This window comes from Streptomyces tardus, assembly GCF_018101125.2.
GTDB classification, from domain to species: Bacteria; Actinomycetota; Actinomycetes; order Streptomycetales; family Streptomycetaceae; genus Streptomyces; species Streptomyces tardus.
In genome coordinates, this window is record NZ_JAELVF020000001.1 from 211,542 (window position 1) to 226,685 (window position 15,144).

Genomic DNA, 15,144 nt, shown 5'->3' on the forward strand with positions numbered 1-15,144 from the left:
GTCGCGTGCTCACACTGATGACTTACGCAGGCCCCGAGGACACCGCACGTGCGACCCGCACCGGCGGTGTCCCGCTGGTGCCCCCGGGGTTCGAGTGGCCGGCCTGTGGCGAGTGCGGGCTGCCCATGCGGTTTATCGCCCAACTGCGCCTGGACGAGCTGGCGGAGCAGGGCCCGAAGGGGTCCGCCGAGGGCAGCGGCACCCTCGCCGTCTGGATGTGCCAGAACGACCCGGGCATGTGCGACGAGTGGGACCCGGACTCGGGTGGCAACACTGCGCGGCTCTTCCCCGCCGAGGCGGCGCTCACGGCCGCCGAGCCGCCGCAGGGGGAGACGCTGGTGGCCGCGAGCAGCGGCATCGCGTACCAGCAGGTCGAGGCCGACAACTACGACGAGGCGAGAGGCAGTTGGGCCGAGAGCCGAGGCGTTTCGCCGCGGCAGGTACTCGGGGCCTGGGGCGGCGAGCCCAGTTGGCTCCAGGGCGAGGAAGTACCCGAGTGCCCGGCGTGCGACCGCCGGATGTCCTTCGCGGCGCAGCTCGAGGAGGGGCACGACCACGAGGCGGAGCTGGGGTTCGGCGGGGGCGGGTGCGGCTACGCGTTCTTCTGTGCGCCGTGCGGCGAGGCCGCGTTCCTCTGGCAGTGCTGACGACCCGACGGGGCGCCCCGCCGGGCACCCTCTCGGCGGCCTCGAAGGACGTACGCCGCGGCGGCGCGGTCAGGAGGCCCGCTTGCGGCTCGCGGTCTTCTTCGCCGGCTCGGCGCGCTTGGCCGCGGCTTTCTTGGTACCGCCGCGAGCAGCTGTTTTCTTGGCGGTCGCGGAGCGTCCCGCGCCGCCGCTCGCCGCCGACTTCTTGGCCGCCTTCCCCGCCTGCCGCTTGGCCGTCTTCGCGGCCGTCCCCTTCTCGCCGCCCCCGCTCGACTTTCCGGTCGAGGAGCGCGCCGAAGTCGCCTTCTTCTGCGGCGACTTCAGCTCTGTCACGGTCGCCTCGGACTCTCCCCTGGCCTCCCGGGCGGCGGCGACGCTGCTCTCCAGCGCGGACATCAGATCGATCACCTTGCCCCCGCTCGGCGCCGCTGCCGGTTCCGAGGGCGAGCGGCCCTGCTGCTTGGCGGCGACAAGCTCCCGCACCGCCTCCCGGTACTCGTCGTGCAGCTCGCTCCAGTCCAGCTCGCCGAGCGACTCCATCAGCGTCTCCGCCATGTCCAGTTCCGCCTCACGCACGGTCACCGAGGCATCGGGCGCCATCCCGCCGGCGGAGCGGACCTCGTCGGGCCAGAGCATGGAGTGCAGTACGAGCGTGTCGTCCACCACCCGCAGCAGGCCGAGCGCCTCCCGGCCGCGCAGCGCGAACTTGGCGACGGCGGCCTTGCCCGAGCGGGTCAGGGCCGAGCGGAGCAGCACGTACGGTTTCGCCGCTGCCGCGTGGTCGGTCGCCAGGTAGTAGGGCTTGTCCAGCTGGATCGGGTCGATCTCGGAGGCCGGCAGAAAGCTCAGGATCTCGATGGTCTTGGCGGTGGGCAGCGGCAGCGAGCCCAGGTCCTCCTCGGTGAGCACGACGGTGGAACCGTCGTCCGCGGTGTAGCCCTTGCCGATCTCGTCGGACTGGACCTCGACGTCCTCCAGGTCGCAGAACTTCCGGTAGCGGATACGGCCGCCGCAGCCCTCCTTGGTGTGCACCTGGTGGAAGCTGACCCGATGGTTCTCGGTGGCGCCGTACAGCTGGATCGGGATGCTGACCAGCCCGAAGGAGAGAGACCCCTTCCAGATCGATCGCACGAGATCACCTCACTTGACCGCTTTGTGCGATTCTCAGGGTATGTCGCCAATGACGGTCGTGGAGGGTCGGCGGGTAGCGCTGAGCAACCTGGACAAGGTGCTGTATCCGGACGGCACCACCAAGGGGGAGCTGCTGCACTTCCACGCTGCCTGCGCCTGGGCGGTGCTGCCGCACCTCGCGGGGCGGCCGGTCAGCTTTCTGCGCTTCCCGGACGGCCCCTCCGGCCAGCGCTTCTTCGCCAAGAACGTGCCACCGGGCACACCCTCCTGGGTCGCGACGGCGCCGGTGCCGAGGCGGGACGCCCCGCACGCACGACAGGTGTTGCTCAACGATCTGCCGAGCCTGATCTGGTCTGCCAATCTGGTGACCGAGCTGCATGTACCGCAGTGGCGGGCCGCGGCGCCGGAGACGGCCGACCGGCTCGTGGTCGACCTCGACCCCGGTAGTCCGGCGACGATCGTGGAATGCTGCACGGTCGCGCTCTGGCTGCGGGAGCGACTGGCCGCGGACGGCATCCCTGCACTTCCCAAGACATCCGGCTCGGCCGGGCTCCACCTGCTCGCGGCGATCGACCCCACCCCCTCGGAGGAGGTGGTGGCGTACACGCGCGGCCTCGCGCAGGAGGCGGAGGCCGCGCTGCCCGGACTCGCGGTGCACCGAATGGACAAATCGCTGCGGCGCGGCCGGGTTTTCATCGACTACAGCCAGAACGCCCGCGCGAAAACGACAGCCGCCCCGTACACCGTGCGCGCCGGCGCACACGCACCCACCGTCTCCACCCCCGTGACCTGGGACGAGGTTGCCGACTGCACCGAAGCCGGCGAGCTGAGCTTCGACATCCGCTCGGTTCCCGAGCGACTGGAGGAGTTCGGCGACCTCTGCGCGCCGCTGTCCGACGAGACCACGGCGCACTCCCTGCCGAAACCCTGACCGTCACGACCCGGTCAGCCACGCCCCGTCTCTCCACACCGCGGACCGCCACAGCCGAGGCGGGTCGACCACCGGGGCAGTCGGGCCGACCGCAGGCAGCCGGCCCCAAGTGGCCCCGACCCCTCGCAGCCCGGAACTGACGCTTCGTCAGCAACACCCGCTCTCTCCCTCGCCGTTCCGCGTACGGGTGCCCGCGGCGGCTCCAAGCGGAACCGTAGAATCGAGGAATCATGGCCTACCTCGATCACGCCGCCACCACGCCGATGCTCCCGGAGGCGGTACGGGAGATGACCGCCCAACTGCCCCTCGCCGGCAACGCCTCCTCCCTGCACAGCGCGGGGCGCAGGGCTCGCCGCGCGGTCGAGGAGTCGCGCGAGCGGCTGGCCGCCGCACTGGGCGCACGCCCCTCCGAGGTCGTCTTCACCGCCGGCGGGACCGAGGCGGACAACCTCGCGGTCAAGGGCCTGTACTGGTCCCGGCGAGCAGCCGATCCGGCCCGGAGGAAGCTGCTGGTCAGCCCGGTCGAGCACCACGCGGTGCTCGACGCGGCGCACTGGCTCGCCGATCACGAGGGCGCGGAGATCGTGTGGATCGAGGTGGACGGCCACGGCCGGGTCCGTCCCGAGGCGCTGCGCGCGGCCGTCGAACACGCGGACCCGCGCGAGATCGCGCTGATCACCGCGATGTGGGCGAACAACGAGATCGGGACCCTGCTGCCGGTGCCCCGACTGGCCGCGGTGGCGGCCGAGTTCGACATCCCGCTGCACTCCGACGCGATCCAGGCGGTCGGCCAGGTGGAGGTCGGCTTCGACCATCCGGGGCTGGCGGCGATGACCGTCAGCGGCCACAAGATCGGCGGCCCCTACGGCGTCGGCGCGCTCCTGCTGGGCCGCGACCAGACCCCGGAGCCGCTGCTGCACGGCGGCGGCCAGGAGCGCGACGTACGGTCCGGAACGCTCGACGTGCCCGCGATCGCCGCCTTCGCGGTGGCGGCGGAGCTGGCCGCCGAGCGGCGCGGCGAGTTCGCCGCGCGGGTGGCGGGGCTGCGTGACGAGCTGGTGACGGCGGTGCGCACCGCGGTGCCGGACGCGGTCCTCGGCGGCGATCCGGACCCGGCCGGCCGGCTGCCCGCCAACGCCCACTTCTCCTTTCCCGGCTGCGAGGGCGACTCGCTCCTCCTGCTGCTGGACGCCCAGGGCATCCAGGCCTCCACCGGATCGGCCTGCACCGCGGGGGTCGCGCAGCCCAGCCACGTGGTGCTCGCCACCGGCGCCGACCCGACGCTGGCGCGCGGCACGCTGCGCTTCTCGCTGGGGCACACCTCGACCGCCGAGGACGTCACCGAAGTGGCGAAGGTGATCGGCCCGGCCGTGGAGCGCGCACGCACGGCGGGGCTGAGCTGAGCCGGCACCCACCGCGTACGCCCCGGGCCAAGCGCCGAACGGCCGCACACTCACCCGGGCGCACGCCATCAAGCCGCGCGCACCGAGCCCGCCCACACCCCCGAGCCCATACCACCCGCGCACACACCACTCGGCCGCAACCGGGCGGGCACGCACCGCCGCCCCGGCGCACGTCCGGCGGCGCGGGGCTCAGCCCTTTCCGCCGCCGGCCGCGCCCGGACCGGCGCCGGAGCGCGGCGGAACGGCCCTGACCAGGCGCAGATAGCGCTCCCAGTCCCAGTGCTCCCCCGGATCGGTGTGGTCGGCGCCCGGCACCTCGTGGTGGCCGATGATGTGGCGGCGGTCCTTCGGTATGGAGTGCCGGTCGCAGATGTCGGCGGTCAGCTTCGCGGAGGCGCGGTACATCTCCTCCGTGAAGCCCTCCCGGCGGTCGACGAAACCCTCGTGCTCGATGCCGATGCTGCGCTCGTTGTACTCGCGGTTGCCCGCGTGGAAGGCGACGTCCAACTCCCGCACGGTCTGGGCGACACGGCCGTCGGAGGTGCGCAGCACGTAGTGCGCGGCGGCGCCGTGGCCCGCGTCCTGGAAGACCTTCAGCGCGACCGCGTAGTCGCCCTGGATGACGTGGACGATCACTCGGTCGATCCCGTAGTCGTCCGGACGGTTGGCGCGGCGCCAGTTGGCGGAGGAGGCGGCGACCCATTCGGCGCCCCGGTGGTCGACCTCGCCCTCCTTGCGCGGCTTTTCGTTTCCCGGCAGCCGCCACCACCAGCGCCGCAGCGTGTCGCGCTGGGTGTAGGCCGCGGAACCGGCCAGCAGTGCGGCGCCGCCGCCGAGCAGCAGCCCTCGGCGGCTGGGGCCGCTGCGAGCGCCCTGCTCGGAGGGCGGTCCCGCGCTGCCGGACCGGGCCGATTCGGGCTCGGTCGTTCCGGGCTCCGCTGTCATGGCTCGCGCCCCTGCCCTGATGGTGTGCCGGTGGTGTTGGTGCTTCCTGCAAGCAGGACGTCTGCGCCGCCCCCAGGGTTCCCCGGACGGCCCCGTACCCTTGAGTGGCTATGACTGATTCGACTGTGCCGCCCGGGCGGCTACGCGTACTGGCCGCCATGTCCGGCGGCGTGGACTCCGCCGTCGCCGCCGCCCGTGCGACCGAGGCGGGGCACGAGGTCACCGGGGTGCACCTGGCGCTCTCGGCGAACCCGAAGTCCTTCCGCACCGGCGCACGGGGCTGCTGCACGATCGAGGACTCCAGGGACGCCCGCCGCGCCGCGGACGTGCTCGGCATCCCGTTCTACGTCTGGGACATGGCCGAGCGCTTCCGCGAGGACGTGGTCGAGGACTTCGTCGCGGAGTACGAGGCGGGCCGTACTCCCAACCCGTGCCTGCGGTGCAACGAGAAGATCAAGTTCGCTGCCCTGCTGGACAAGGCGCTGGCCCTGGGGTTCGACGCGGTGTGCACGGGCCACTACGCGACCGTCGTGACGGGCGAGGACGGAGCCCGCGAGCTGCACCGGGCGTCGGACATGGCCAAGGACCAGTCGTACGTGCTCGGGGTGCTGGACGAGCGGCAGCTGGCGCACGCGATGTTCCCGCTCGGCGACACCCTGACCACCAAGGAGGAGATCAGGGCGGAGGCCGAGCAGCGCGGCCTCGCGGTCGCGAAGAAGCCGGACAGCCACGACATCTGCTTCATCGCCGACGGTGACACCCAGGGCTTCCTGGCCCGGCGGCTGGGCGTCGCCGAGGGCGACATCCTGGACGAGGACGGCAACCGGGTCGGCGGCCACGAGGGTGCGTACGGCTTCACCGTCGGCCAGCGCAAGGGGCTGCGGATCGGCCATCCCGCCGCCGACGGCAAGCCGCGCTACGTGCTGGACATCTCCCCGGTGGAGAACACCGTCACGGTGGGCCCGCGGGAGGCGCTGGACGTCGTGGGGCTCACGGCGATCAGCCCACGCTGGTGCGGCACGCCGCCGCAGGGCCCCGGCACCTACACCGCCCAACTGCGCGCGCACGGCGGCGAGACCACGGTGACGGCGGAGCTGGTGGCGGAGCGGCTGGAGGTCGACTTCACCGAGCCGGTGCGCGGGGTCGCACCCGGCCAGGCGATCGTGCTGTACGACGGCACCCGGGTCGTCGGCTCGGCGACCATCGCCCGCACCCGGCGCCCGGAGCGGGTCGGCGGCTGAACTCCCCTGCCGCGCACGGCACTTCGCGCCGCCCGACCGACGCACCCCCGCACACGGGGCCGACGCACCGCACACGGGGCCGACGCGGGCGCCTGCTCGGCGGCCCGCGTCGGCGTACGGTCACTGGCTGCGGAAGTGCGAGGGCTTCGGCTTGATCTTCGCCAACTGCCGCGACTGGGCGACCAGTCGGTCCTCGCTGTCCCACACCTCGGCGTCCTCCTCGAGGTAACCGCCGGCCACGTTGCGGGTGGTGAGCGCGACCCGTACCGGGCCCGGCGCCGGCCTCGCCCGTACGTGCGCGGTGAGCTCGACGGTCGGCACCCAGGCGTCGATGCCCAACTCGAAGGCCACCGAGGGCAGTCCGTCCACGGCCAGCAGCAGCGAGAGCGGGTCGTGGTCCCGACCGTCGGGGAGCGCGAACCAGGCGCGCATCTCCCCCTTGCCGCTGGGCTCGCCGATCGCCCAGCCGAGGGTGGCCGGGTCGAGCCGCAGGCGGAGCCGGTGCACGATGGGCGGCATCCGCTCCGCGTCGTGCGGGCTGTGCTCCGCGCCGACGCAGTGCTCCCAGGGCGGGATCTCCGGCGGTTTGGCGGTGGTGTGGACGTCCGCGGGCAGCGCGGAGAGGTCGCCGCAGGTGCCGAGCACCCGTACGCGCTCGACCTCGTTGCCGTCCGCGTCCGGCTGGAGCAGCCGGGCCGAGCCGGTGGCCGTGCTGTGCCTGCGGGCCGCCACATCGGTGCGGATGACGGCAGGTCCGGGGGTGGTGCCGCTCAGGTAGTGGGCCGTGATCGTGAAGGGGTCGGGCCGCTCCAGCGCCTCGCCCAGCGCCCGGCCGAGGAGGGCGAGCAGATATCCGCCGTTGAGCCCGGCTCCGACGCTCCAGCCCTCGGGGAGGTCCGCGTCGAAGACTCCGTCCGTACGGAGCCGCACCCGGGTGTCACGGTCGAACTCGCTCGATCCGATCGTTGCTTGGGTCATGCGGATGACGGTACCCGCTCGCCTTACTGACGGGTAGGTCAGCAAGGGTGCCCGCACAGCCGAGTGGGATGATTTCGTCATGCTGCACGTCCTGTACCTGGTGGGTGTCTCCGCCTTCGCCGCCAGCGGCGTCCTCGCCGCGCACCGGGCGAACATGGACCCCTTCGGGGGTCTGGTGCTCGCCTTCGCCGCGGCCGTCTCCGGCGGCACCCTGCGCGACCTGATCCTGGACCGTCACCCGCTCTACTGGACGCAGGACTGGGTGCTGCTGACCGTGGTGGCCGGCGTCGGTGTCGGCACCATTTGCTATCTGCGGTTCTGGAAGCTTCCGCACCGCTCGCTGCTGGTCGTCGACGCGATCGGGCTCGCGGTGGTCACCGTCATCGGCGCCCGCGCGGCGATCGACTCCGGGGTAACGCCGGTGGCCGTCCTCATCCTCGCGGTGCTGACCGGGGTGACCGGCGAAGTCGTACGGGACGTGCTGTGCGGCGAGTTCCCCCCGCTGCTGCTCCGCGAGGACGTCTACGCGACGGCAGCGTTCGCCGGCGCGCTCTGCTACCTGCTGCTGGACACCCTGGACGTGGCTCGGACCCCGGCGACGGTCGTCTCGGCGGGGCTGGTCTTCGCGCTGCGGCTGGGCGCGATGTTCCTGGGCCTCTCGCTGCCCCGTCCGCACCGCGAGGACGAGCACGGCAACAGCTGAGCACGACTGCGACCCGGCACCCCCAAAGGGCTGCCGGGCCGCGGTCGCGAACGGCTATCCCTCGCGCGCCGGGGCGGGTTCGTCGCCCCCGGAAGCTCCGGAGCCCGGCCCCTTCTGCCCCTTTTGCACCTTCTGCGCCGTGTCCACCGCGCGCTCCTCCTGCTCCTCCTGCTCCTCGCGCTCGTGCATCTCGTGCATCTCGTGCGTGAGCGAGGGCGGGCCGGGAAGCGTCGCGGGGACCGATTCGCCGGAACGCCGGAGCCTGCCCTCGGCGATCTCGGTCGCGTAGTGGCACGCCACCCGGTGGCCGTCGCCGAGGTCCTTCAGCTCGGGCCGGTCGGTCGCGCAGAGCGTGTCCTGCTTCCACGGGCACCTGGTGTGGAAGCGGCAGCCGGAGGGCGGGTTGGCCGGCGAGGGCAGGTCCCCGGTGAGCAGGATGCGCTCGCGGTTGTCCTCCACCTCCGGGTCCGGCACCGGTACGGCCGACATCAGCGCCTTGGTGTACGGGTGCTTGGGCTCCGCGTAGAGCAGGTCACTCGGCGCCTCCTCGACCAGCGAACCCAGGTACATCACGCCGATCACGTCGGAGATGTGCCGGACCACGGCCAGGTCGTGGGCGATGACGACGTACGTCAGCCCCATCGAGTCCTGGATCTCCTCCAGCAGGTTGAGGACCTGGGCCTGGATGGAGACGTCGAGCGCGGAGACCGGTTCGTCGCAGATGATGACGTCCGGTTCGAGCACCAGAGCCCGGGCGATACCGATGCGTTGGCGCTGTCCGCCGGAGAACTCGTGCGGGTAGCGCGCCAGCGCGTTGGTGGGCAGGCCGACCTTGGCGAGGATCTCCTTGATCTTCTCGCGCCGCTCGTCCTGGTTGGCGCCGATACCGTGCGCCGCCATGCCCTCGGAGAGGATCGACTCGATGTTCTGCCGCGGGTTGAGGCTGCCCAGCGGGTCCTGGAAGACCATCTGGAGGCGCTGGCGCTGACGGCGCATCTCCTCCTCGGGGAGGCTCGCCAGGTCGGTGCCGTCGAAGACGACCTCGCCCTCGGTGATGTCGTTCAGGCGCAGCACGGCACGGCCGAGCGTCGTCTTGCCGCAGCCGGACTCGCCGACCAGACCGTAGGTCTGCCCGGCCTCCACCGACAGGGAGATTCCGTCGACGGCGTAGACGTGCCCCACCACCCGGTCGAAGAAGATGCCCTTCTTGACCGGGAAGTGGACCTTCACGCCCTTCAGTTCGAGCAGGCTCATGAGCTGGCCTCCGTTGTGTCCGCCTTCTCGATGTCCGCGGACTTGCCGTCGCGGGCGTCGCCCACGGCGTCCTCGCCCGCGGACTCCGCCCGGCCCGCGTCCCCGTCGTCGTTCGGGGTCGAGCCCTCCACCACCGGGTTCACGCAGCGGACCTGGTGGCCGGCGGTCAGCGGCTCGGTGAGCTGCGGCGTACCGGTCAGGCACTCCATCGTGTAGTAGTCGCACCGCGGGGCGAAGGCGCAGCCGTCCGCCCACTCGATGTTGTCGTTGATGGAGCCGCGGATCGGGTTCAGCTTCTCGCCGCGCGGGGCGTCGAGCCGGGGAATCGATCCGAGCAGCCCGTGCGAGTACGGGTGGGTCGGCGCCGCGAAGAGCGGCCTGCGCTCGGCGGACTCGACGACACGACCCGCGTAGAGCACGTTCACCTTGTCGCAGAGCCCGGCGACCACGCCGAGGTCGTGGGTGATCATCAGCAGTCCGGTGCCCTCCTGGTCGACCAACTCCTTGAGGAGTTCCAGGATCTGGGCCTGAATGGTGACGTCGAGGGCGGTCGTCGGCTCGTCCGCGATGAGCATCCGCGGCGCACAGGCCACGGCCATCGCGATCAGCGCCCGCTGGCGCATACCGCCGGAGAGCTGGTGCGGGTACTCCTTGAGCCGCCTGGTCGGGTCGGGGATGCCGACCCGGTCCAGCAGATCGGCCGCTTCCTTGCGCGCGGCCTCACCCTTCATCCCCCGGTGCCGCTTGAGGATCTCGGTGACCTGGACACCGATGGGGACCACCGGGTTCAGCGAGGAAAGCGGGTCCTGGAAGATCATCGCCAGCTGGGTGCCGCGCATGTCGCGCATGCGGTTCTTGCTGAGCGAGAGCAGGTCGGTGCCGTCGTAGTCGGCGGTACCGCCGATGCGTACGCCCTTGTCGGGGAGCAGGCCCATCAGCGCGAGCGAGGTGACGCTCTTGCCGCAGCCCGACTCCCCCACCAGACCGACGACCTGGCCGGGATCGATGTCGAAGGAGACCCCGGACACCGCCTTCGCGTCGCGTTGCCCGCGACGGGTGAAGGTGATGCTCAGTTCGTCCACGGAAAGCAGTGCCATGTCATCAGCTCCGCAGTTTCGGGTCGAGTGCTTCCCGCATGGCCTCACCGAGCAGGGTGAAGCCGAGAGCGGTGATGATGATGCCCACCGCCGGGTAGACCGCGAGCATGGGCGCGTCGTCGAAGAACGCCTGGGACTCCGCCAGCATGACGCCCCACTCCGGGGTCGCCGGGTTGGGGTTGCCCAGTCCGAGGTACGACAGCGCCGCCGCCTCGATGATGGCGGTCGCCAGACAGAGCGTCGCCTGGACGATCACGGGGCTGAGCGAGTTCGGCAGGATCTGCGAGAAGACGATCCGGCGCTTGCGCACGCCCAGTGCCTTGGCTGCGAGCACGTAGTCCGCACCGCCCTGCGCCAGCATCGCACCGCGCAACAGCCGGGCGAAGATGGGGATCTGGACCACACCCACGGCGATCATCACCGTGGTGAGGCTCTGTCCGAGCACCGCCGCGATGGAGACCGCGAGCAGCAGCGAGGGCATCGCGAGCATCATGTCGATGACACGCATGATCACGGTGTCGACCTTGCGCCCCGTGTTGCCACCGAGGGTGAGGGCCGCGCCGGAGAGTCCACCGAGGATCGCGCCGACGGTCAGACCGAGCAGGGTGGCGACGACGCCGACCATCAGGGTCTGGCGCGCACCGACCAGCATTCGGGAGAACTCGTCGCGGCCGAGCTGGTCGAGTCCGAACCAGTTGCCGTCGCGCGGGCCGACGAAGATGCCCCTGTTGCGGAACACCTCGCCCCGCCACATCTGGGTGGGGTCGTGCGGTGCGACCCACGGGCCGACGACGGCCAGCACCACGAAGAGGCCGATGACGACCGCACCGATGAGGGCCATCTTGCTGGTGCGCAGACGTCGGTACGCCTCCACCCAGAGGCTGGCGCCGGTGCTGGTCTCCTGCTTCGCGGTGAGCTCGGCCAGCCGGTCGATCTTGGCTGCTTTCGTGTCGAGACTCATCAGTGCACCCGCACTCTCGGGTCGATCAGGCTGTACGCCACGTCGACCAGCAGATTGATGATGACGAACGTGGCGGCGATGAACATGATGAAGCCCGTGAGCACGGGGTAGTCACGGTTGTCGATCGCATCCTTGAGGAAGGAGCCGATCCCGCCGAAGGAGAACACCGATTCGGTCAGCACCGCTCCCGACAGCAGACCACCGGTGAGCAGACCGATCGCTGTGACGATCGGCAGCAGGGCGTTGCGCAGGACGTGCCGGATGCGGACCACGCTCTTGTTGAGGCCCTTGGACTCGGCGGTGCGGATGTAGTCCTCGCCGAGCACCTCCAGAACACTGGCCCTGGTCATGCGCACCACGATGGCGAGCGGGATGGAGGCGAGCGCGATCGCCGGCAGCGCCAGGTGGTTGATGGCCCCCCAGGCCGCGTCCAACTCGCCGGTCAGCAGGCCGTCGAGGACGTAGAACCCGGTGACTTCCGTCGCGTTCATCCCGGTCTCCTGGCGACCGCCCGCGGGGAACCAGCCGAGGTTCACCGCGAAGAGGGCGCGCAGCAGGAAGGCCAGGAAGAACACCGGGATGCAGATACCGAGAAGAGAGCCGGAAACGGCCGCGACATCGAGCCAGCCACCGCGTCTGCGGGCGGCGAAATAGCCGAGCGGAATTCCGACCACAACGGCGAGGAGCATCGCGGAGAGAGCGAGCTCGACAGTCGCCGGAAAACGAAGCAGGAGTTCGTCGAGAACCGGCTGCCCGGTCTGGCTCGACGTGCCCAGATCACCTTGGACTATTCGTTGGAGAAACAGCCAGTACTGCTCCATCACGGGTTTGTCGAGGCCCAGTTGCTCCTCGATCCTCGCCTTTGATTCGGCGGTGGCGCGTTCCCCCAGCATGGCCGCGGCGGGTCCGCCGGGAAGCCGATGCACCCAGAGGAACAGCAGGATCGACAGGCCAGCCAGGGTGGGAATGAGTTGCAGCAGTCTTCGGATCACAAGACGCAGCACGCTCGTTCCCCCTTTCTTTCGTCATAAGGCAGGTCCGCCCGGCCACGAGTGGTGCCGTGGCCGGGCGGACCTGCGCAATCTGCTGTTACTTGAAGGAGGCCTCCGCGAAGTTCTCCTGCGTCAGCGGGGAGACCTTCGGGGGGTTGACGTCCTTGCCGAACGCAATGGACGGCGGCGAGGAGGAGACCGGAAGGCCGGGCAGGTAGTCCATGACGACCTCGTTGGCCTTCTTGTACAGCTCGACGCGCTTCTCCAGGTCCGGCTCGGAGCCGGAGTCCTTCACCGCGTCGAACACCTTCTTGTCCTTGAAGCCCCACTCCTTCAGGGGCTCGGCGAACCAGGTGCCGAGGAAGTTGTACGCGTCGTTGAAGTCACCGGTCCAACCCAGCAGGTACAGACCGCACTTGCCGTCGCGGACACTGTCGGAGTAGGTCGGGTTCCACTTCATCGGGTGGGTCTTGACCTTGATGCCGACGTTCTCCAGATCCTTCTGCATGATCTGGTACATGTCCTTCGGCGCCGGCATGTAGGGGCGGGTGACCTCGGTCGGGTAGCAGAAGTCGACCGTCAGGTTCTCCTCGCCGGCTTCCTTCAGAAGCTTCTTGGCGTTCTCCGGGTCGTGCTTGATCTCCGGAACCTTGTCGGAGTAGCCCTCGATCGTGTCGGGCACGAACTGCGAGGCTATCTTTCCGCCTTCGGGCAGCTGCGTGTCGACGATGTTCTGCCGGTCGATGGCCTGCGAGACGGCCTGGCGGACCTTCTTATCCTTCAGCGCCGGGTTCTTCTCCTGCGCCATTCCGACGTAGAAGAGGTTGAACACCTTGCGGACCGGAACCTGGAAGCCCTCCTTCTCCAGGCTCGCCACGTCACCGGGCGCCACCAGGTCGTACCCCTGAATGCCACCGGACTCGAGGGCCTGCTTGCGGCCGTCCTCGGTGTCGATGGTCCGGAAGACGAGGGTGTCCGTCTTGGCCTTGTCGCCGTGGTACCCGTCGAACTTCTTGAGGGTGATCTCCTTGTTGCCCTTGTTCCACTTCTCGACCTCGAAGGGACCGGTGCCCGCGACCGTGCCCGCTTCCTGCGTGTACTTGGGCCGGCTGATCGCGTCGCCGCTGCCGGAGGCGTTCTCCTTCTCGTACTTCTCGATGGCCTTCGGCGAGTGGATCGCCATGGCCTGGAGCGAGAAGCCGCCGGGAAGGTTGGCGGTCGCCTTCTTCACCTTGATGACGGCGGTGTGCTCGTCCTTGGCCTCGCAGCCGACGTAGTTCGACGCCGGGAGGCTGTCGTTCTCGTTCTTCTTGAAGCCGCCGAAGACCTTCTGCCAGTAGTACGACAGCAGGTCGGACTGGTAGGTGCCGGTCCAGTTGTACCAGCGGTCGTAGTTGGCGCAGACCGCGTCGGCATTGAACTTCTCGCCGTCGTGGAACTCGACGTCCTTCTTGAGGTCGAAGGTCCACTCGGTGGCGTCCTTGTTGCTCGACCACTTCGTGGCCAGGCCCGGACTGAACTCCGTGCCGCCGGGCTCGTGTTCGATGAGGGCTTCGAAAGACTGACGTGTGACCCGGAAGGTCTCGCCATCGCTGGAGATGGACGGGTCAAGAGAATCGGGGTCGCCAGCGGCGCCGAACACGAACGGCTTGTCGCCGTTGTCGTCGCCTCGTTCACTGGCACAACCAGTGGCGATCACACCGACCGCAAGGGCTGCCGCGAGCGTACGGGCCACCCTCGATCTGGTTTTACGCATGGGTCCACCTCAGGGGTCAGTGGTGGTGCAGGAGCTCTAGTCGCCCGCACATTACTGTGCATCCACATAGGTGTGAACCGTCCGCATGTCGGTGATACCGAGCTGAGACCAGAGGCCCGCGCAGAGTTGTCGTTTACCTGCCCATACCGCCCATTCGGACCGTCATGAACAAGGCGCCGGGCAGTAATGAAGCCGTTATGAAAGGCCCTTCGGGTCGCCCGAACGCCCCTGGACGAAAGCCACGGAATTCCCGACCCGTGCCCCGCGCAAGGAAGTTGGCCGGGCGCCCCGTCGCCGGAGATGCCGTCCGCTCTCAGTACGCGCGCGGGTAGCCGTACCCGTATCCGGGCGCCGCGGCGGTGGCGGGCGCGCCCTGGGCGTCGCGGTCGAAGAACGGCCGGGCGCTGGCCCGCAGCCACATGGCCACCTGGTCGTACTCGTCCGACATCACCACGGTGGACACCGGCAGCCCCTCGGGCACCGAGGCGACCGCCTGACGCATCATCTGCCGCACGGCCTCCACCGACTGGTGGCCGCTGTCGTACAGGTCCAGTCCGATGGCCAGGTACGCGGCGCCGACTGCCGGCTGCACCCAGGCGCGACGCAGGCTGCGCACCGCGGGCGTGTACTGCGCGCCGTGCGTGAGCTGGGCGTAGAAGTGCGGGATCTCCAGGCTCGGTTCACTGATCCGCAGCGGTCCGGCGGGCAGCAGGTCGAGGCCGCCGTGGATCCGGCGCAGATCCAGCCACGGCACCCCGACGCCGCCGCCGGGTGCGTGCGGGTTGATCCACAGGCCCCACCGCCCCGGGTAGAGCGCGGCGGCGATCTCCGCACCGGTCGACACCTCGTGGGACCGGCTCCAGCCGGAGACGGCGAGCTCCTGGGCGGAGGTCACACAGGGGACGTAGCCGTGGCCGGCCACCTCCATGTTGCCGAACTGGGCGTCCGGGGTGCCGGGGCTGCCGTGCCAGAGCAGCATCCAGAGCCTGCCGGCGCCCAACGCGCCCAGCAGCGCTTCGTACGCGTCGTATCTGCCAGGAGTCACCTGGTGCAGCAGCTGTTCGACGCTCTCACCCGCGCTCACGTCGGCCGCCCTTCTCCGCTT

The 15,144-nt window shown here is 70.2% G+C and carries 14 protein-coding genes; 5 read left to right on the forward strand and 9 right to left on the reverse strand.

Going from position 1 to position 15,144, the window contains the following annotated elements:
• The first annotated feature begins 5 nt into the window (after positions 1–5).
• Positions 6–647: a DUF1963 domain-containing protein gene (locus JGS22_RS00870; protein WP_308405450.1), complete on the forward strand. Its 642-nt coding sequence runs from the start codon at positions 6–8 to the stop codon at positions 645–647.
• 69 nt (positions 648–716) lie between these two features.
• On the opposite strand, the gene ku is transcribed toward JGS22_RS00870, so the two are convergent.
• Positions 717–1,778 carry a non-homologous end joining protein Ku gene (gene ku / locus JGS22_RS00875; protein WP_211038701.1) on the reverse strand — a complete coding sequence of 354 codons (1,062 nt, stop codon included), beginning with the start codon at positions 1,776–1,778 and terminating at the stop codon, positions 717–719.
• A gap of 40 nt (positions 1,779–1,818) precedes the next feature.
• On the opposite strand from ku, the gene ligD reads away from it, so the two are divergent.
• Complete coding sequence (gene ligD, locus JGS22_RS00880) at positions 1,819–2,709, forward strand: non-homologous end-joining DNA ligase (RefSeq protein ID WP_211038703.1); 891 nt, start codon at positions 1,819–1,821, stop codon at positions 2,707–2,709.
• A gap of 230 nt (positions 2,710–2,939) precedes the next feature.
• A complete protein-coding gene (locus JGS22_RS00885) occupies positions 2,940–4,112 on the forward strand; it encodes a cysteine desulfurase family protein (protein ID WP_211038705.1) in 1,173 nt (390 codons plus the stop codon).
• Positions 4,113–4,301: 189 nt separating this feature from the next.
• On the opposite strand, the gene JGS22_RS00890 is transcribed toward JGS22_RS00885, so the two are convergent.
• Positions 4,302–5,057, reverse strand: coding sequence for an N-acetylmuramoyl-L-alanine amidase (locus tag JGS22_RS00890; RefSeq protein ID WP_211038707.1), 756 nt, complete (start codon positions 5,055–5,057; stop codon positions 4,302–4,304).
• Between the two features lie 110 nt (positions 5,058–5,167).
• Here JGS22_RS00890 and mnmA point away from each other — a divergent pair, with 110 nt between their 5' ends.
• Entirely contained in the window at positions 5,168–6,298 is a 1,131-nt protein-coding gene (gene mnmA / locus JGS22_RS00895) for a tRNA 2-thiouridine(34) synthase MnmA (RefSeq protein WP_211038709.1), read from the forward strand.
• Positions 6,299–6,418: 120 nt separating this feature from the next.
• Here the strand turns inward: mnmA and JGS22_RS00900 are convergent, their stop codons facing one another.
• Positions 6,419–7,276, reverse strand: coding sequence for a thioesterase family protein (locus JGS22_RS00900; protein WP_211038711.1), 858 nt, complete (start codon positions 7,274–7,276; stop codon positions 6,419–6,421).
• Between the two features lie 79 nt (positions 7,277–7,355).
• Here JGS22_RS00900 and JGS22_RS00905 point away from each other — a divergent pair, with 79 nt between their 5' ends.
• Positions 7,356–7,979 carry a trimeric intracellular cation channel family protein gene (locus JGS22_RS00905; RefSeq protein ID WP_211038713.1) on the forward strand — a complete coding sequence of 208 codons (624 nt, stop codon included), beginning with the start codon at positions 7,356–7,358 and terminating at the stop codon, positions 7,977–7,979.
• 54 nt (positions 7,980–8,033) lie between these two features.
• On the opposite strand, the gene JGS22_RS00910 is transcribed toward JGS22_RS00905, so the two are convergent.
• The 6 genes from JGS22_RS00910 to JGS22_RS00935 form a co-directional block, all read right to left on the reverse strand.
• Positions 8,034–9,233 (reverse strand): ABC transporter ATP-binding protein, encoded by a 1,200-nt coding sequence (locus tag JGS22_RS00910; protein WP_211038715.1) that lies wholly within the window; start codon positions 9,231–9,233, stop codon positions 8,034–8,036.
• Positions 9,230–10,330: an ABC transporter ATP-binding protein gene (locus JGS22_RS00915; protein WP_211038717.1), complete on the reverse strand. Its 1,101-nt coding sequence runs from the start codon at positions 10,328–10,330 to the stop codon at positions 9,230–9,232. Before JGS22_RS00915 ends, JGS22_RS00910 begins: the two co-directional genes overlap by 4 nt.
• 4 nt (positions 10,331–10,334) lie before the next feature.
• Positions 10,335–11,291, reverse strand: coding sequence for an ABC transporter permease (locus tag JGS22_RS00920; protein ID WP_211038719.1), 957 nt, complete (start codon positions 11,289–11,291; stop codon positions 10,335–10,337).
• A complete protein-coding gene (locus JGS22_RS00925) occupies positions 11,291–12,295 on the reverse strand; it encodes an ABC transporter permease (RefSeq protein ID WP_211038721.1) in 1,005 nt (334 codons plus the stop codon). Before JGS22_RS00925 ends, JGS22_RS00920 begins: the two co-directional genes overlap by 1 nt.
• An 85-nt stretch (positions 12,296–12,380) precedes the next feature.
• Positions 12,381–14,039: an ABC transporter substrate-binding protein gene (locus tag JGS22_RS00930; protein WP_211038723.1), complete on the reverse strand. Its 1,659-nt coding sequence runs from the start codon at positions 14,037–14,039 to the stop codon at positions 12,381–12,383.
• 313 nt (positions 14,040–14,352) lie between these two features.
• Positions 14,353–15,123, reverse strand: a complete 771-nt coding sequence (locus tag JGS22_RS00935) for an enhanced serine sensitivity protein SseB C-terminal domain-containing protein (protein ID WP_308405451.1) — start codon at positions 15,121–15,123, stop codon at positions 14,353–14,355.
• Positions 15,124–15,144 lie beyond the last annotated feature (21 nt).